Below are 17,828 nucleotides of genomic sequence, written 5' to 3'. Positions count from 1 at the left end.
GGCACGCGGTCGGCGTGCCCGGTGGGGGATGGGAAGCACCCGGTGGTCTGTGGGTGCAGAAACGTTTCCTTCAGTGATGAGGGGCGGTGTCGCCGCTGGTGGTCGAGGCCGCCACCAGGCGGTTGCGTGCCCGCCCCATCAACTCCTCACGCTCGTCCTCGGTCAGGCCGCCCCAGACTCCGTACGGCTCGCGCACAGCCAGCGCATGCGCGGCGCACTCCGCACGGACCGGGCACCTCATGCAGACCTCCTTGGCCGAGTTCTCTCGAGCGCTCCGAGCCGCCCCGCGCTCGCCCTCAGGGTGAAAGAAGAGCGAGCTGTCCACTCCGCGGCAGGCAGCCAGCAGCTGCCAGTCCCATAGGTCCGCGTTCGGTCCGGGAAGGCGGGAGAAATCTGCCATTACGTGACCCCTTGTAGCCGTTCTGGGCGGATCCGGTGCCAACGACCGTACATCTCCGGTCTAAGGAGATGAAAATATGACTCATTGCGAATCTAGCTCCAGACACCGAGAAACGGGAGCAAAAGCGACTAAATGGGGCATAGGTTGTGATGAAAAGTTGAGAGTCTGTTGGGCATGTCTGCACCGTGTCGAGACCCTCACGTAGAGTGCCGAAGACGGCAGGTAGCCCCGTAACTCTTTCGAGTGACCGTCGTTGAGAGTGCGGAGGCGGTTGAAAACACAAGCGCTCGGGCAGGCGTCCGAGGCGGTCGACCGCACAGGTGACGATTCCGTACCAGCCTGGAGGCTCAAGGTGACGCGCATCAGCTGCGGAGGGCGGTCATGACATCCGTCCTCGTCTGCGACGACTCCCCGCTTGCCCGAGAGGCGCTGCGCCGCGCGGTGGCGACCGTGCCCGGCGTCGAGCGCGTGACCACGGCGGCCAACGGCGAGGAAGTCCTCCGCCGCTGGGGCGCCGACCGCTCCGACCTGATCCTGATGGACGTACGCATGCCCGGACTGGGCGGCGTCGAGACCGTGCGCCGCCTGCTGTCCGCGGACCCGGGCGCGCGCATCATCATGCTGACCGTGGCCGAGGACCTCGACGGGGTGGCCCTCGCGGTGGCCGCCGGCGCCCGGGGCTACCTGCACAAGGACGCCTCGCGCGCGGAGTTGCGCGCCACGGTGACGCAGGCCCTCGCCGATCCCACCTGGCGGCTGGCGCCGCGCCGTCTGCGCTCGGCGGAGATGGGCGCCGCGCCCACCCTCACCGCACGCGAGATCCAGGTGCTCGAGGGTATGAGCCACGGCCGCTCCAACGCCGAGATCGGCCGTGAGCTGTTCCTCTCCGAGGACACCGTCAAGACGCACGCCCGCCGCCTGTTCAAGAAGCTCGGCGCCTCGGACCGGGCCCACGCGGTGGCGCTCGGCTTCCGCTGGGGACTGGTCCGGTAGGACGTGCGCCGCGGCGCACGTCCGCGGCCGGTGCCCGGCGGTCCCCGCCTGCCGCGCGGCGGACGGGGCGGTGCATGGCCGGGACGAGGCGGTCCGGTGGCGGGGCGACGGATGGGCGCGGGTGCGGATCGGTGGTCGGCCGGCGATCGCCGGCAGTCGGTGTCCGCGGTCCGAGTCCATGGCCTCGTGTTCATGCGGTCGACGGGTGTGCGCATGTTCGAGTGGGTCTGCGGTCCGGTCGTGTGCGCGGTGACTGTGGGTGACGGTGTCGGCAGGCCCGGCGTCTTCGGTCACCCGGGCGCCCCGGTCACCTCGCCGGTGATCGGCCGCTCGGCCGTCGTCCGGCGCAACGGCTCCGCCACTCGCCCGGCCACCCGTCCATCGGGGTGCGAAGCGCGAAGGGCACGGGCTGCCGGTGGGCGCGGGGAGCCGCGTGGACGGGGCCGGGCGGGACGGTCCGCGGACGCCCGCTGCTCGTTTCGGCGCGGATGCCGCATCCTTGAGATGTGGAGTCTCTCGGGGACGAGTCGGTCGAGCGGAAGGGGAGGGCGCAGGGGATGAGTGCCGGCGCACCTACTCATAACGCTTCGGTGCACAACCACGGGCACGATGCGACGGACCGGACGGCCGCAGGGCACCATGGACCGATGCGCGACGACGAGGCGGGCACGGCCCCTGGGGCTTTCGGTGCGCTCGTGCATCGCGCCGTCGACGGCGACGCGCAGGCCACGCACGACCTGCTCGCCCACGTCCACCCCTTGGCGCTGCGTTACTGCCGCACCCGGTTGTCCCGGCTGCCGGGCGACGCGCGCCACTTCGTGGAGGACCTCGCCCAGGAGGTCTGCGTGGCGGTGCTGCTCGCCCTGCCCCGCTACCGGGACACCGGCCGCCCCTTCGAGGCCTTCGTCTTCGCCATCGCCTCGCACAAGGTGGCCGACCTCCAGCGCGCCGCGATGCGCCACCCGGGCTCCACGGCCATCCCCTCGGACGAGATGCCGGAGCGCCCCGACGACTCCCTCGGCCCCGAGGAGCGCGCCCTGCTCAGCAGCGACGCCGAGTGGGCCAAGAAACTGCTGGCCAACCTGCCCGAGAACCAGCGGGAGCTGCTCCTGCTGCGCATCGCCGTGGGCTTGACCGCCGAGGAGACGGGGCAGATGTTGGGAATGTCACCCGGCGCGGTCCGGGTCGCCCAGCACCGGGCGCTGAGCCGCCTGCGCGCACTGGCCGAGCAGTAACCCCCCTGGACGGAGCCTGCGGGCTCGCTCCGATGAACGGGCACGCCCCCGTTCCCGTACGAACATACGAAGCCTGAAGCGGCGCCCTGACGTGGAATTTGCTAGCGAAGCTTGCCGTTAGCATGGACATCCGCACCGATCAAGGCCATTTGGGGAAGGTGTCATGACTGCAAACGTCGACGGAGTGCCCGGAAAATTCGCGACACTCGGGCTGACCTACGACGACGTGCTGCTGCTGCCGGGCGCATCCGAGGTGCTCCCCAACGCGGTCGACACCTCGTCCCGCATCTCCCGCAACGTCCGGGTGAACATCCCGCTGCTCTCGGCGGCGATGGACAAGGTGACCGAGTCCCGCATGGCGATCGCGATGGCCCGGCTGGGCGGCGTCGGCGTGCTGCACCGCAACCTCTCCGTCGAGGACCAGGTCAACCAGGTCGACCTGGTGAAGCGGTCCGAGTCCGGCATGGTCACCGACCCGATCACGGTGCACCCCGAGGCCACGCTCGCCGAGGCGGACGCGCTGTGCGCCAAGTTCCGCATCAGCGGTGTCCCGGTCACCAACCCCGACGGCAAGCTGCTCGGCATCGTGACCAACCGCGACATGGCCTTCGAGAGCGACCGCGGCCGCCGCGTGCACGAGGTCATGACCCCGATGCCGCTGGTCACCGGCAAGGTCGGCATCTCCGGCCCCGAGGCCATGGAGCTGCTGCGGAAGCACAAGATCGAGAAGCTGCCGCTGGTGGACGACGAGGGCGTCCTCAAGGGCCTGATCACGGTCAAGGACTTCGTCAAGGCCGAGAAGTACCCCAACGCCGCGAAGGACTCCGAGGGCCGGCTGCTCGTCGGTGCCGCGGTCGGTGCCAGCCCCGAGGCGCTGGAGCGCGCCCAGGCGCTCGCCGGGGCCGGTGCGGACTTCCTGGTCGTCGACACCTCGCACGGCCACAACAGCAACGCCCTGAGCTGGATGTCCAAGATCAAGTCGAGCGTGAACGTCGACGTGGTCGGCGGCAACGTGGCCACCCGCGACGGCGCCCAAGCGCTGATCGACGCCGGTGTGGACGGCATCAAGGTGGGCGTGGGCCCGGGCTCCATCTGCACCACCCGCGTCGTCGCCGGCATCGGCGTCCCGCAGGTCACCGCCATCTACGAGGCGTCCCTCGCGGCCCGTTCCGCGGGTGTCCCGCTGATCGGCGACGGCGGCCTGCAGTACTCCGGCGACATCGGCAAGGCGCTGGCCGCCGGTGCCGACACGGTGATGCTGGGCAGCCTCCTCGCCGGCTGCGAGGAGTCCCCGGGCGAGCTGCTCTTCATCAACGGCAAGCAGTTCAAGTCGTACCGCGGCATGGGCTCGCTGGGCGCCATGCAGTCCCGCGGCCAGGGCAAGTCGTACTCCAAGGACCGCTACTTCCAGGCCGACGTCTCCGCCGACGAGAAGCTCGTGCCCGAGGGCGTCGAGGGCCAGGTGCCCTACCGCGGCCCGCTCGCCAACGTGCTGCACCAGCTCGTCGGCGGCCTGCGCCAGACCATGGGTTACGTGGGCGCCGCCACCATCGAGGAGATGGAGTCCAAGGGCCGCTTCGTGCGGATCACCTCGGCGGGCCTGAAGGAGAGCCACCCGCACGACATCCAGATGACGGTCGAGGCACCGAACTACAGCAACAAGAAGTGACGCACGCGCGCGCGTGACGGGTATCGGCGGCGGCCCCGGAACCTACGGGGCCGCCGTTGCCGTGCCCGTCGGCGATACTGGAAGACGCTGAACGCATCAGGGAAAGGCCAAGACGTGACTGAGATCGAGATCGGGCGCGGCAAGCGCGGCCGCCGGGCGTACGCCTTCGACGACATCGCCGTCGTCCCCAGCCGCCGTACGCGGGACCCGAAGGAGGTCTCGATCGCCTGGCAGATCGACGCCTACCGGTTCGAGCTGCCGTTCCTGGCCGCCCCCATGGACTCGGTCGTCTCCCCGGCCACCGCGATCCGCATCGGTGAGCTGGGCGGTCTGGGCGTACTGAACCTCGAGGGCCTGTGGACGCGGCACGAGGACCCGCAGCCGCTGCTCGACGAGATCGCCGAGCTGCCCGCCGAGCAGGCGACCCGCCGCCTCCAGGAGATCTACGCGGCTCCCATCAAGGAGGAGCTGATCGGCGCCCGCATCAAGGAGGTGCGCGACTCCGGCGTGGTCACGGCGGCCGCGCTCTCCCCGCAGCGCACCGCCCAGTTCTCCAAGGCGGTCGTGGACGCGGGCGTGGACATCTTCGTCATCCGCGGTACGACGGTCTCCGCGGAGCACGTGTCCTCCTCGCACGAGCCGCTGAACCTCAAGCAGTTCATCTACGAGCTCGACGTGCCGGTGATCGTGGGCGGCTGCGCCACCTACACCGCGGCCCTGCACCTGATGCGCACCGGCGCGGCGGGCGTGCTGGTGGGCTTCGGCGGCGGCGCCGCACACACCACGCGCAACGTGCTCGGCATCCAGGTCCCGATGGCGACGGCGGTCGCCGACGTGGCCGCGGCCCGCCGCGACTACATGGACGAGTCCGGCGGCCGGTACGTGCACGTGATCGCGGACGGCGGCGTCGGCTGGTCCGGCGACCTGCCCAAGGCGATCGCCTGCGGCGCCGACTCCATCATGATGGGCTCCCCGCTGGCCCGCGGCACGGACGCGCCCGGCAAGGGCCACCACTGGGGCATGGAGGCCGTCAACGAGGAGCTGCCCCGCGGCCAGAAGGTCGACCTGGGCACGGTCGGCACCATCGAGGAGATCCTCACCGGCCCGTCCCACACCCCCGACGGCTCCATGAACTTCTTCGGTGCCCTGCGCCGCGCCATGGCCACCACCGGCTACAGCGAGCTGAAGGAGTTCCAGCGGGTCGAGGTGACGGTCGCGGACAGCCAGCACCGCCGCTGAGCCTTCGACACATCGGAAGGGCCGGTCATCCGGGAGGATGGCCGGCCCTTCCGTGTGCCCCACCGGGTGCGGACTCCCGGTCGGTGAGCGGCGCCCTTCTTCACAAGGCGCCCTTCTTCACAAGGCGCCCTTCTTCACAACCGGTGCGCCGCCCCTGTGGGGGCCGCGCCCCTGGTGTCCAGCAGGAGCTGCGCCTTCACCGACAGGCCCTGCAGGTCGTACGTGCGGTGGTGCTGGAGCAGGATCGTCAGGTCGGCGTCGGAGACCGCCTCGTACAGGGCGTCGGCCCGGGGGACCGGGCGGTCGAGGACGCTCCACGCGTGCACGTACGGGTCGTGGAAGCTCACGGACGCGCCCAGCTCGGTCAGCCGCACCGCGATCTCGCGCGCGGGCGTGCCCTGGAGGTCGGCGATGTCGGGTTTGTAGGTGACGCCGAGCAGCAGAACGCGCGCCCCGCGCGCGGACTTGCCGTGCTCATTGAGGAGGGTGGCGGCACGCCGGACGACGTACTCGGGCATGCGGTGGTTGACCTGCTGGGCGAGTTCCACCATGCGCAGGGTGCGGGTGGCGTGGCCGGTCAGGTCCTGGGGGAGACCGTGGCCGCCGACGCCCGGGCCCGGCCGGAAGGCCTGGAAGCCGAACGGCTTGGTCTCCGCGCAGCGGACGACGTCCCACAGGTCGACGCCCAGCTCGTGGCAGAGCACGGCCATCTCGTTGACCAGCGCGATGTTGACGTGCCGGTAGTTCGTCTCCAGCAACTGCACCGTCTCCGCCTCACGCAGCCCACGCGCGCGGACCACCTTGTCGGTCAGCCGCCCGTAGAAGGCGGCGGCCGACTCGGTGCAGGCCGGGGTGAGGCCCCCGATGACCTTGGGCGTGTTCGCGGGGTTGCGGTCGCGGTTGCCGGGGTCGACCCGGCTGGGCGAGTAGGCGAGGTGGAAGTCGCGCCCGGCGCGCAGTCCGGAGCCCTCCTCCAACAGGGGGCGCAGGAACCCGTCGGTGGTCCCGGGCAGCACGGGCGACTCCAGGATGACCGTGGTGTGCGGGCGGAGCCGTTCGGCGAGCGTGCGGGCGGCACCCTCCACCTGGCCGAGGTCGATCCCGCCGTCGGCACCGCGCGGAGTGGGCGCGCAGATGACCGCGGTGCGCACCCGGCCGAGCTGGGCCGGGTCGGTGCCGGGGCGGAAGCCGGTGGAGCGCATCCGGCGCAGCTCGGCGGGGCTGAGCGAGCCGGCCTCGGGGCCGGTGGCGTACCCGATGGTCGGGATGCCCGCGGCGACGGCGGCCTGGGCGAGCGGCAGGCCGTACGGACCGAGTCCGATCACGGCGAGGTCTGCGGGCATGGGGCGTGGGCCGTCCTTCCCAGTAGCCGAAGCGGGACAGGTGCGCAACCGCTGTGGGCAGCATGTACGAGCGCACTGTCACACTAGGAGTAAATATGACCGTGATGTGGGATTGTGTTCGTGTGTCTCCCGGGTGGTTCCCCGCACGTTGTCCACAGGTCGCGGGCGCGTGGTGGCCGGCACAGGGCGAGCCGGTCAGAATTTGGGCATGAGGAGGGGATGAACGGGCTTCGCCCCACCGCGGGTGCGGCCGACGCGAGCGAGACGTTCGACAGCGGGAGGCAGCGGTGAGGACAGCGACTCTGGGCCCGGAGCAGCGCGCCGAGGCACTGGCGGCGATGGCGGAACGCGAGCTGGACGTGCTGGTGGTCGGCGGCGGAGTGGTGGGCACCGGCACCGCGCTGGACGCCGTCACCCGCGGTCTGTCCACCGGCCTGGTCGAGGCCCGTGACTGGGCGTCCGGCACCTCCAGCAGGTCCAGCAAGCTCATCCACGGCGGCCTGCGCTATCTGGAGATGCTCGACTTCGCCCTCGTCCGCGAGGCGCTGAAGGAGCGCGGCCTGCTGCTGGAACGGCTCGCCCCGCACCTGGTCAAACCGGTGCCGTTCCTCTACCCCCTCCAGCACAAGGGCTGGGAGCGGGTGTACGCCGGGTCGGGCGTCGCGCTCTACGACGCGATGTCGATGGCCCGCGGGCACGGCCGTGGCCTGCCCCTGCACCGGCACCTGACCCGCCGTCACGCTCTGCGCGTCGCGCCCTGTCTGAAGAAGGACGCCCTGGTCGGCGCGCTGCAGTACTACGACGCCCAGATGGACGACGCCCGCTTCGTCACCAACCTGGTGCGCACGGCGGTGTCCTACGGCGCGCGGGTCGCCAACCGGGCGCGCGTGACCGGGTTCCTGCGCGAGGGCGAGCGGGTCGTCGGCGCCCGGGTGCGGGACGTGGAGGGCGGCGGCGAGTACGAGATCCGCGCCAAGCAGGTCGTCAACGCCACCGGTGTGTGGACCGACGACACCCAGGCCATGGTGGGGGAGCGGGGGCAGTTCCACGTCCGTGCCTCCAAGGGCATCCACCTGGTCGTGCCGAAGGACCGCATCCACTCCACCACCGGCCTGATCCTGCGCACCGAGAAGTCGGTCCTGTTCGTCATCCCCTGGGGCCGGCACTGGATCGTCGGCACCACGGACACCGGCTGGGACCTCGACAAGGCCCACCCGGCGGCCTCCAGCGCCGACATCGACTACCTGCTGGAGCACGTCAACTCGGTGCTCGCCGTGCCGCTCCGCCGCGACGACGTGCAGGGCGTGTACGCCGGACTGCGTCCGCTGCTGGCCGGCGAGTCGGACGCCACCAGCAAGCTGTCCCGCGAGCACACCGTGGCCCATCCGGCGCCGGGTCTCGTGGTCGTGGCGGGCGGCAAGTACACGACGTACCGGGTGATGGCGAAGGACGCCGTCGACGAGGCCGTGCACGGGCTCGACATGCGCGTCGCCGACTGCGTCACCGAGGAGATCCCGCTGCTCGGCGCCGAGGGCTACCGGGCGATGTGGAACGCCCGGGCGCGGATAGCCGCTCGCACCGGCCTGCACGTGGTCCGCGTGGAGCACCTGCTGAACCGGTACGGCTCCATGGCGGAGGAGATCCTGGACCTCGTCGCCGCCGACCCCACTCTGGGCGAGCCGCTGCAGGCCGCCGACGACTATCTGCGCGCCGAGGTCGTCTACGCCGCCTCGCACGAGGGCGCCCGGCACCTGGACGACGTGCTCACCCGCCGCACCCGTATCTCCATCGAGACCTTCGACCGGGGCACCCGCAGCGCCCGCGAGGCCGCCGAGCTGATGGCGCCCGTCCTCGGTTGGGACAAGGGCCAGATCGAGCGCGAGGTGGAGCACTACGAGAAGCGGGTGGAGGCCGAGCGGGAGTCCCAGCTCCAGCCGGACGACCTGACGGCGGACGCGGCCCGGCTGGGGGCGCCGGACATCGTGCCGCTGTAGCCGGAACCGCCGTGGTCGGAACCACCAGGACGGGTGACCAGGACCGGGATCTCCGCCGGGAGCCCGGCCGTTGTACCCGGTGAGAGGGCGAATCCGGCGTAGGCGGGGCGGGTTCCGGGCGGCCCGGGAGCCGCGTCCGGCGAGGGAAAGGGGCGCATGGTCTGACGCGGGCTCAAGGGGACGGTGCGACGCGTGTTCCGGTGTGTGCGGCCCCGGCGCGACAGGGGGCACCCTGGGCGTCGGCCACTTGTCGGGTGAGAGACAATGGAGGTTCTGTCAGGGCGGGTTGCATGAGGGGACGCATGTCGGAGGCGGAGCGGGCGGGAACATCCCGTCAGGAGACTCGTCAGGGCAAGAACGAGCGGCGTCTCCTCGCCGGGCGGTACCGGCTGGGAGACGTGCTGGGCCGCGGCGGCATGGGAACGGTCTGGCGCGCCGAGGACGAGACCCTCGGCCGTACGGTCGCCGTCAAGGAACTGCGGTTCCCGTCGAACATCGACGAGGAGGAGAAGCGGCGCCTGATCACGCGCACTCTGCGCGAGGCCAAGGCGATCGCCCGGATCCGCAACAACAGCGCGGTGACGGTCTTCGACGTGGTCGAGGAGGACGACCGGCCGTGGATCGTCATGGAACTGGTCGAGGGCAAGTCCCTGGCCGAGGTCATCCGTGAGGACGGCCTGCTGGAGCCCAAGCGCGCCGCCGAGGTGGGTCTCGCCGTCCTCGACGTGCTGCGCTCCGCGCACCGCGAAGGCATCCTGCACCGGGACGTGAAGCCGTCCAACGTGCTGATCGCCGAGGACGGCCGGGTCGTGCTCACCGACTTCGGCATCGCGCAGGTCGAGGGCGACCCGTCCATCACGTCCACCGGCATGCTGGTCGGCGCCCCCTCCTACATCTCCCCGGAGCGCGCCCGCGGGCACAAGCCCGGTCCCGCGGCCGACCTGTGGTCCCTGGGCGGCCTGCTGTACGCGTCGGTCGAAGGGCTGCCGCCGTACGACAAGGGTTCGGCGATCGCCACGCTCACCGCGGTGATGACCGAGCCCCTGGAGGAGCCCAAGAACGCGGGCCCGCTCCGGGACGTCATCTACGGTCTGCTCACCAAGGACCCGGCGCAGCGGCTCGACGACGCAGGCGCCCGCACCATGCTCAACGCGGTGATCCACGCGCCCGAGCCGGAGTCGATGGACGCCACCCGTGTCGTCCCGCTGCCGGCCCAGCCCGGCGGGCCGGAGGGCAAGCGGGGCGAGGAGGCCGGGGAGAAGCTGCGCGGGGCGCTGCGCTCGGTCCGCAAGGCGGCCGGGGCGGCCACCGCGGCGGCGGCCGTGCGGGCGAAGAGCAACGGCGGAACGGCCGCTTCGGGTACCGAGGGCGGGACGGGCGCCGCGGAGCGCGGGCCGGCCGCCGGCGCCGGTGCGGGTGCCGGTTCGCCGGGACGGCAGAACGGCACCGCCCAGGGTTCCCCGGCCGTGCCGAACTCCGCTGCGGGCAAGCCGAGTTCCGGGTGGCCCGTGGTGCCGCCGCCGGACCTGGACCTGCCGCCGCGGCCGGTGTCCAGGGCGCCGCTCACCGACGTGGTGCCCAGGCGGACCCTGGTCATCATCGCGGTCGTGGTCGTGCTGGCGGTGATCGGCACGGTGCTGGCCCTCGTCTTCGGCGGCGGCGACAACAAGGGCGACGACCGCGGCAGCGGTGCCAAGGCCGCGCCGAGCGCAAGTGCCTCCGTCAAGGAGGACAAGGACACGGGCGGCAAGAGCAGCCCCGGCGACGGCACGAAGACCGACGGGGACGCCTCGGCCTCCGCATCGACGGGCCCGTCGTCGGACGACGGCGCGAGCGCGAGCGCCTCCGACGACGACGAGGACTCCGGTTCGTCCGGCTCGAAGGGCGGCGGCAGCGCGCCCGCCGAGTCGACCCACAAGGGCGGCCAGGGGTACTCGATCGGGCTGCCCAAGGGCTGGAAGTATCAGTCGACCGGCGCCGCCGGCGACCGCTACACCGGGCCCGACGGACAGAAGCTGCTCGTCGCCTGGACCAGCACGCCCAAGAACGACCCGGTGGCGGACTGGAAGAACCAGGAGCGCTCCATGGTGCGTTCCCAGTACCAGAAGATCCGCATAGAGCAGGTCGACTACCGCGACTGGAACACCGCCGACTGGGAGTTCACCTACTCCGAGGGCGGCACCAGGTACCGCACGATCGACCGGGGGTTCGTGGTGAACGGGCACCTCGGTTACGCGCTGATGTACACCGCCAAGGCCGCGAAGTGGCACGGCGACCTGCGCAAGGACACCTGGCGGACGCTGACGAGGTCCTTCGAGCCCAAGTCGTGACATGACCGGGCCTGGTTCGGATACGTGAGAATCCGTCATCCCCTCAATGCGGGTTGCCTCCGGCACGTATCGTGAATGGTTGCGGACCGTACGGAGCCGGATGCGGATGCGGAACGGACCGTAGGGGAACGGATCTGAACGACCAGGCGGCCGGGGGAGGCAACGTGGACGACTACGCGGGCCGGGTGCTCGCCGACCGGTACCGCCTGCCGCTGCCGCCGTCCGACGAGTTCGAGCTGACCGAGACCCGGGCGTTCGACACCTACAGCGGCCAGGAGGTGCTGGTCCGTCAGGTGCCGCTGCCCGAGGTCGTCGAGGCCGAGGTGCTCGACTCCGAGGGGCTGCCAGAGGGCTTCACCGCCCGGGAGCGCGGCACCCGCCGCTCACCCGCCGCCCGTACGGCCACCCGCCGCCCTTCGGATCCCGCGGTGCGGCGCGCCGTCGAGGCCGCGCAGGCGGCGGCCCGCATCCCCGACCATCCGCGCCTGGACCAGGTCTTCGACGTGTTCGCCGAGGGCGGCTCGCTGTGGATCGTCAGCGAGTGGGTGGCGGCCCGGCCGCTGTCCGCGCTGCTGGCCGAGCAGCCGCTGGCGCCGTACCGGGCGGCCGAGGTCGCCTCCGACGTCCTCATGGCGCTGCGCGTGCTGCACGCCCACGGCTGGACGCACCGCAACATCACCGCCCGTACGGTCCTCGTCTGTGACGACGGCCGGGTGATGCTGACCGGACTCGCGGTCGGCGCGGCGGAGGAGGCGCTGTGCGGGTACGACCCGGTGCCGGCCCAGGACGGGCCGCACGATCCGTACGGTCCGGCCGGTGACGGAGGCGGCATGGACGCCCGGGCTCTCGGCGGACAGTCGCCCGGCGCCCCCGGCGCCCCCGGCGCCCCGGCTGTGCCCGGCAGCTCCGGGAGCCAGGGGTTCGGCGGCGCGCTCGGACCCGCGGCGGCCGTTCCGTCCCCCGATGCCGATCCCGAGGCCGCGCGGCGGGCCGCGATCCAGGCGCGGGCGGCCGGCGGAATGCCGGTGCCGGGGGGCGCTCCTCCCGGGACCGTCCCGGTTCCGCCGTCCGGGCGCAGGGCCCTGGAGACCGGGGACGACGTCCGTGCCGCCCGCGCCGGGGCCATAGCCGCCTACCGTGCCGGGACCCGGGCCGCGGCGCGGGTGCAGGAAGCCCAGCAGAACGGCCGCGCCGCCCTGCCCGGCGCCCGTCCGCCCGCCGAGGGCGACACCGAGGCCGCGGGCGCGGGGCGGCCGCCGTACTCCGCCGACCGGACCGCCGTCCCGCCCGGCCGGACGGCCGACCCCCATGGCGCGCCCGGCACCGCCTGGCACGGCGCCGAACCCCGCACCGGCCCGGCCGGCGACCCGCCGCGACCGGGTCTGCCGCCCGGCGGCGACGACACGACCGCCGGGTCAGGGCGTCTGCCCGTGCCCGGCCAGTCACCCGCGCCTGGCTACGACGCTTCCGGCCCCGGCATGGTCCCGGGCCGGACGCCCGCTCCCGGGCAGGCGCCCGCACCCGGATACGGCGCTTCCGGCCCCGGGCGGGCGCCCGCGCCCGGTTACGCGGCTTCCGGTCCCGGCCACGGCGCCGTGGTCCCGGGCCAGGCGTCCGCCCCCGGTCTCGGCGCCGTCTCGGAGACATCCGCCGATCCCTCCGCCGCGGGATCCCGTTGGGACGACCTCGGCGCCGGAAGCGGTGCTGTGCGCCGCGGCCCCGGTACCGCGCTCGCCGCCGAGCGGGCCCGGCAGGTGCGGATGACCGTGGTGGGGCCGGTCACCGAGCGCTGGGCGCCGGAGCAGGCGGGCCCCGTGCACGAGAACTGGCAGCTCGCCGCGCCGATCGGGCCCGCCACCGACCTCTGGGCGCTCGGCGCGCTGCTCTTCCGTGCCGTCCAGGGACACGCCCCCTACCCCGAGGAGTCCACCGCCGAACTGGTGCAGCTCGTCTGCGCGGAGCCGCCCGCCTTCGCCGAGGAGTGCGGCCCGCTGCGGCCCGTCGTGGAGTCGCTGCTGCGTCAGGACCCCACCGACCGGCCGGACTTCGAGGAGCTGAGTGGCTGGCTGCGCTCCCTGGTGCGCTCGGCGCCCGAACCGGACGCCGGTACGCATGTGGTGCCCGTGCCGCCCGCGGACCCCAAGCGGCTGCCGATCGTCCGGCGGCGCGGCGAACTGGTACGGCGGCGGCGTGCCCGGGTGCCCGCCACCCATCCGCACGCCCGGCACAAGCGCGCCCCGGAGCAGGCCCGTTCGCCCCGCAGCCTCGGCCGGCTGCTGCTCCTGCTCATCCTGCTCCTGCTGGCCGGCGCGGTGGCGTACGCGATGCTGTTCATGCCGAAGCAGGGCGAGAGCGGCGCGGCGGGCGGTGACCGCACCGGCAGCGCCGGTCAGGCGAGTTCCGCCCTCTCGCCCTCCGAGCGGCCGTCCTCCGGGCGGCCGTCCGATCCCGGCCCCTCGGCGTCCGCGCCCGCCGCCGAGACCCAGACCGGCGGCGACCCCTCGGTCGCCGACGGGTTCACCCTGCGCAAGGACCCGGACGGCTTCCGCATCGCCGTGGCCAAGGGCTGGGACCGCACACCGAAGAACGGCAGCGGGCAAGTCGTCTACACCCACGGGAACTTCGAGCTGCTCGTCGTGCCCGGAAGGGACGGCACGGGCACCTACGGCAGCGATCCGATGGTCTACCAGCGGGACAAGGAGCGCGAGCTCCAGCCGTACCGGGACTCGAGCTGGGCCACGGCCACCGGCCTGCGGACCATCGAGGTGGGCGGACGGACCATGGCCGAGGGCCAGTTCACCTGGACCGACGGACAGGGCCGCGACCGGTACGTGCGCAACATGGCGATCCTGCTGAACGGCCGCTACCACATCGTCCAGGTCCGGGGCCCAGAGGCCGAGCGCGACGAGGTGACACGGCTGTACGAGCAAGCTACCGCGACGTACCGCTACACGGGTTGAGCGCCCCGTATACCGCCTGTGTGAAACGGGGTTGGGTACCGCCCGCGCGCCGGATACGGCAACCGTCACAGGACTGTCACCTTGGTACCCCTCGTGTTCCCAGGGGGAGGGTCGGTCCTTAGTCTGACCCTGTCAATAGCATTGCGGGGCAACGTGAATCAGATGCAGGGCCTGCTCATAGCGGGCCGCTACCGGCTCGCCGATTCCATCGGCAGCGGCGGCATGGGCCGGGTGTGGCGCGCCCACGACGAGGTGCTGCACCGGCAGGTGGCCGTCAAGGAGCTGACCGCGGCGCTCTACGTCTCCGACAGCGACCGGGCTGTCCTGCTGGCCCGCACCCGGGCCGAGGCGCGGGCCGCCGCACGCATCAACCACTCCGCCGTCGTGACCGTCCACGACGTGCTGGAGCACGACGGCCGCCCGTGGATCGTGATGGAGTTGGTCGAGGGCCACTCGCTGGCCGACGCGGTCAAGGAGCGCGGCCGTCTCGAACCCTCCGAGGCCGCGCGGATCGGCCTGTGGGTGCTGCGGGCCCTGCGCGCCGCGCACTCGGCCGGCGTACTGCACCGGGACGTCAAGCCCGGCAACGTCCTCCTCGGCCGCGACGGCCGGGTCCTGCTCACCGACTTCGGCATCGCCCAGATCGAGGGTGACTCCACCATCACCCGTACCGGTGAGGTCGTCGGCTCGGTCGACTACCTCGCGCCCGAGCGGGTGCGCGGCCACGACCCGGGCCCGTCCTCGGACCTGTGGGCGCTCGGGGCCACGCTGTACACGGCGGTCGAGGGACGCTCGCCGTTCCGCCGCACCTCGCCGCTGAGCACCATGCAGGCGGTCGTCGAGGAGGAGGCGGAGGCGCCCCGCAACGCCGGTCCGCTCACCCCCGTCATCGCCGCCCTGCTGCACAAGGAACCGGCCCAGCGGCCGGGCGCGGAGGACGCGGAGCGCATGCTCGCCGAGGCCGCGCAGGGCCGCCGGCCGCACACCACGCAGGCGTTCGTACCGGCGCAGGGCTCGGGCACGCACGACGGCGGGACGGGCAACACCGGATACGGTCACGCCGGTTACCACTCCGGAGGAACCACACGCGGTCACATCCCCGGTGTACCGGCGGCCGGGAGCCGTGCCATGACCGGGTCGACGGCCGTGGCCCCCGCACCCACGGGCATGCCGGCCCGGCCCCGGCCCCGGCGCCGGCTGCGCACCCTCGCGCTCGTCGTCGCCGCCGCGGCCGTGCTCGGAGGCGGCGCGGCCGTCGTCTTCCAGCAGTGGGGCGGATCGGAGCGCGGCACCGGCGCGAGCGGGGGCACGAACCAGGTCAGGCCGTCGCCCTCCGCCAGCGGCAGCGGTGACAGCAGCGCCACACCCCGCCCCGGCGGAGTCGTGCCCGCCTCCTGGCAGGCTTACCACGACCCGTGGGGCTTCACCGTCTACCTGCCCAAGGGCTGGTCGCGCAGGATTGTGGAGGCGCAGGGGGTCGAGGCCGATCCCGACCTCCGGCAGGTCGACTACACGCCCGACGGCGGCAAGCACTTCCTGCGCATCGCCATCGACACCAGCTCGGACTTCGCCAACGCCCTGGAGCACCAGAAGGACCTGGAGCAGCAGCTCCAGTTCCACTCGCTGGTCAACTACCACCGGGTGACCATGAAGGCGAACACCTACCGCGACCGCGAGGGCTCGCTGTGGGAGATGACCTGGGACGCACTGGCGAAGGATCCGCCCTATGTGGCCGGGCCGCGGCACGCCATAGAGGAGACGTACTTCTCGCGCGAGGGCACCGAGTACGTGATCTACATGTCGACGCCCGAGGCGGACTGGCCGCGGACGAGCAAGCAGTTCCAGTGGGTGCTGCGGAGCTGGCAGCCGCCGAGCGCCGGCTGACCGGCTCGGGCGCGGCACTTGGCCGATCACCGACCCGAACGGGTGCGGCCGGTGCGGCATGATGGGCCTCATGGGATCCGACGGGGACGACTTCCGCGTGATCGCGGGCCGTTACCGCCTCCAGGAGCGGATCGGACGCGGCGGCATGGGCGTCGTATGGCGGGCCAGCGACCAGGTGCTGGGCCGGCTGGTGGCGGTCAAGGAGCTGGCGGCCGACGACTCCCTCCCGGACGACGACGCCCGCCGCCGGCGCGACCGCACCTTCCGTGAGGCGCGGGCGGTCGCGCAGTTGCGGCACCCGCACATCATCGTCGTGCACGACGTCATCGAGCAGGACGAACGTCCGTACCTCGTCATGGAGTTGATCGACGGCGGCTCCCTCGCCGACCGCATCACCAGGCACGGCCCGGTCGACGCCGCCGAGGCCGCCCGGATCGGCGCCGATCTGCTGAGCGCGCTGCGCGTCGCGCACGAGGCCGGCGTGCTGCACCGCGACATCAAGCCCGCGAACGTGCTGCTGGAGTCCGGCACCGGCCGGGTGGTGCTCACCGACTTCGGCATCGCGCAGGTCGCGGGTGCCACCACGCTCACCGAGACCGGCTCCTTCGTCGGCTCGCCCGAGTACACCGCCCCGGAGCGGATGGCGGGGACCCGGACCGGGCCCGAGTCCGACCTGTGGTCGCTGGGCGCGCTGCTGTGCACGGTGCTCAGCGGTGAGTCCCCGTTCCGGCGGGACTCGCTCGGCGGCATCCTGCACGCCGTCGTCGCCGCCGAGATCCGGCCACCCGCCGAGGCCGAGCCGCTGCTGCCCGTCGTACGGGGCCTGCTGGAGCGGGATCCCGACCGGCGGCTGGACGCGGCGGACGCCGAGCGGATGCTGCGTACGTTCCTGGAGACGGGCCGCACACCGGCCGCCCCGGAACCGCCGGCGACGGGCCGCACCCCCAGGCTCGTCGCCCTCGCGGCCCGTGCGGCCGGAGCCGGTCACCCGCCGACCGAGCCCGACGCGGCGGGGACGCCCGCCGACGAGCCGACGCCCGAACAGCCCCCGCCCGCACGGCAGTCCTCGCGCGGGGTGCTGATCGCCGCACTGCTGGTCGCCGCGGTGGCCGGGGCGGGCGTCTCGGCGGCGGCACTGCTGCTGCACCAGGGCGAGGGCGGCGGCAGGCCCGGCGGTACGACGAGCAGCCCGGCGGCGCCGACCAGCCACTCCGCGTCCCCGCCGGACGGCAGCGCCTCGCCGTCGCCCGCGGTCACCGCGAGCAGCGCGCCCGCGGCCTCCCGGCCCCACACCGCCCCCTCCGGTTACCGCACCGCCCGGGACCCGGACGGCTTCTCGCTCGCCGTGCCGGAGGACTTCACCCGGGAACGGCAGGGCGAGCGCGTCTTCTATCTCTCCCCGGGGCAGACCTTCCGCCTCGGCGTCAAGGTCTCCCCGCCCGACGCCGGCGGCCCCGCCGCGGTGATGAGCCGGGCGGCCGCGGGGGGCGCCGACAGCAACCCCGGTTACCACGACGGCCGGGTCGTCGGGACCACGCACGCCGGACACCCGGCCGCGCTCTGGGAGTTCACCTGGGACGGCTTCAGCGCCGCCGAGGGGCCGCGCCACACCTACGACCTGTGCTGGGAGGAGGACGGCCGGATGTACGACGTGTGGGTGTCGGCGCCGGTCGGACGGGTCCGGGAGGCCCGGGAGTACTTCGACGTGGCCGTGGACACCTTCTCGGTCACGGAACGTTGATTCCCGCCCGGTCACGGCTTCGTGACCGGTTCGTGTTCCC

The 17,828-nt window shown here is 72.9% G+C and carries 11 protein-coding genes; 9 read left to right on the top strand and 2 right to left on the bottom strand.

What is annotated here, in order from left to right; genetic code table 11:
- Positions 1-70: 70 nt before the first annotated feature.
- On the bottom strand, positions 71-400 hold the full coding sequence (locus AB0924_RS13410) for a WhiB family transcriptional regulator (protein ID WP_199211640.1): 330 nt from the start codon (positions 398-400) through the stop codon (positions 71-73).
- Between the two features lie 381 nt (positions 401-781).
- Between AB0924_RS13410 and AB0924_RS13405 the strand changes: the two genes are divergently transcribed.
- The 4 genes from AB0924_RS13405 to AB0924_RS13390 all read left to right on the top strand — a co-directional run bounded on the left by AB0924_RS13405 (position 782) and on the right by AB0924_RS13390 (position 5,536).
- Positions 782-1,393 (top strand): response regulator transcription factor, encoded by a 612-nt coding sequence (locus AB0924_RS13405; RefSeq protein WP_003948568.1) that lies wholly within the window; start codon positions 782-784, stop codon positions 1,391-1,393.
- A 647-nt stretch (positions 1,394-2,040) separates the two neighbouring features.
- A complete protein-coding gene (locus AB0924_RS13400) occupies positions 2,041-2,628 on the top strand; it encodes a sigma-70 family RNA polymerase sigma factor (protein WP_358935379.1) in 588 nt (195 codons plus the stop codon).
- A 163-nt stretch (positions 2,629-2,791) separates the two neighbouring features.
- Positions 2,792-4,297 carry an IMP dehydrogenase gene (gene guaB / locus AB0924_RS13395; protein ID WP_358935377.1) on the top strand — a complete coding sequence of 502 codons (1,506 nt, stop codon included), beginning with the start codon at positions 2,792-2,794 and terminating at the stop codon, positions 4,295-4,297.
- Between the two features lie 114 nt (positions 4,298-4,411).
- Entirely contained in the window at positions 4,412-5,536 is a 1,125-nt protein-coding gene (locus AB0924_RS13390) for a GuaB3 family IMP dehydrogenase-related protein (RefSeq protein WP_358935375.1), read from the top strand.
- Positions 5,537-5,670: 134 nt separating this feature from the next.
- Here AB0924_RS13390 and AB0924_RS13385 read toward each other — a convergent pair whose 3' ends face one another.
- Positions 5,671-6,879 carry a nucleotide sugar dehydrogenase gene (locus AB0924_RS13385; RefSeq protein ID WP_358935373.1) on the bottom strand — a complete coding sequence of 403 codons (1,209 nt, stop codon included), beginning with the start codon at positions 6,877-6,879 and terminating at the stop codon, positions 5,671-5,673.
- 287 nt (positions 6,880-7,166) lie between these two features.
- Here AB0924_RS13385 and AB0924_RS13380 point away from each other — a divergent pair, with 287 nt between their 5' ends.
- From AB0924_RS13380 to AB0924_RS13360, 5 genes are all read left to right on the top strand, one after another.
- Positions 7,167-8,873, top strand: a complete 1,707-nt coding sequence (locus tag AB0924_RS13380) for a glycerol-3-phosphate dehydrogenase/oxidase (RefSeq protein WP_366911435.1) — start codon at positions 7,167-7,169, stop codon at positions 8,871-8,873.
- A 302-nt stretch (positions 8,874-9,175) separates the two neighbouring features.
- Positions 9,176-11,203, top strand: a complete 2,028-nt coding sequence (locus tag AB0924_RS13375) for a serine/threonine-protein kinase (RefSeq protein ID WP_358935369.1) — start codon at positions 9,176-9,178, stop codon at positions 11,201-11,203.
- 164 nt (positions 11,204-11,367) lie between these two features.
- A complete protein-coding gene (locus AB0924_RS13370; protein WP_366911434.1) occupies positions 11,368-14,163 on the top strand; it encodes a protein kinase in 2,796 nt (931 codons plus the stop codon).
- 162 nt (positions 14,164-14,325) lie between these two features.
- Positions 14,326-16,047: a serine/threonine-protein kinase gene (locus AB0924_RS13365; RefSeq protein WP_358935365.1), complete on the top strand. Its 1,722-nt coding sequence runs from the start codon at positions 14,326-14,328 to the stop codon at positions 16,045-16,047.
- Positions 16,048-16,117: 70 nt separating this feature from the next.
- Positions 16,118-17,788 carry a protein kinase gene (locus tag AB0924_RS13360; protein WP_366911433.1) on the top strand — a complete coding sequence of 557 codons (1,671 nt, stop codon included), beginning with the start codon at positions 16,118-16,120 and terminating at the stop codon, positions 17,786-17,788.
- Positions 17,789-17,828 lie beyond the last annotated feature (40 nt).

This window comes from Streptomyces sp. NPDC047869 (assembly GCF_040704065.1).
GTDB lineage: Bacteria > Actinomycetota > Actinomycetes > Streptomycetales > Streptomycetaceae > Streptomyces.
Note: the sequence above shows the minus strand (reverse complement) of the source record. Positions and strands in the feature narration are given on the sequence as shown.

Excerpts from the sequence above, each read along its gene's own strand:
- guaB (WP_358935377.1), top strand. The coding sequence starts at position 2,792 with ATGACTGCAAACGTCGACGGAGTGCCCGGAAAATTCGCGACACTCGGG.
- AB0924_RS13360 (WP_366911433.1), top strand. The coding sequence starts at position 16,118 with ATGGGATCCGACGGGGACGACTTCCGCGTGATCGCGGGCCGTTACCGC.
- AB0924_RS13365 (WP_358935365.1), top strand. The coding sequence starts at position 14,326 with ATGCAGGGCCTGCTCATAGCGGGCCGCTACCGGCTCGCCGATTCCATC.
- AB0924_RS13385 (WP_358935373.1), bottom strand. The coding sequence starts at position 6,879 with ATGCCCGCAGACCTCGCCGTGATCGGACTCGGTCCGTACGGCCTGCCG.
- AB0924_RS13410 (WP_199211640.1), bottom strand. The coding sequence starts at position 400 with ATGGCAGATTTCTCCCGCCTTCCCGGACCGAACGCGGACCTATGGGAC.
- AB0924_RS13400 (WP_358935379.1), top strand. The coding sequence starts at position 2,041 with ATGCGCGACGACGAGGCGGGCACGGCCCCTGGGGCTTTCGGTGCGCTC.
- AB0924_RS13375 (WP_358935369.1), top strand. The coding sequence starts at position 9,176 with ATGTCGGAGGCGGAGCGGGCGGGAACATCCCGTCAGGAGACTCGTCAG.
- AB0924_RS13405 (WP_003948568.1), top strand. The coding sequence starts at position 782 with ATGACATCCGTCCTCGTCTGCGACGACTCCCCGCTTGCCCGAGAGGCG.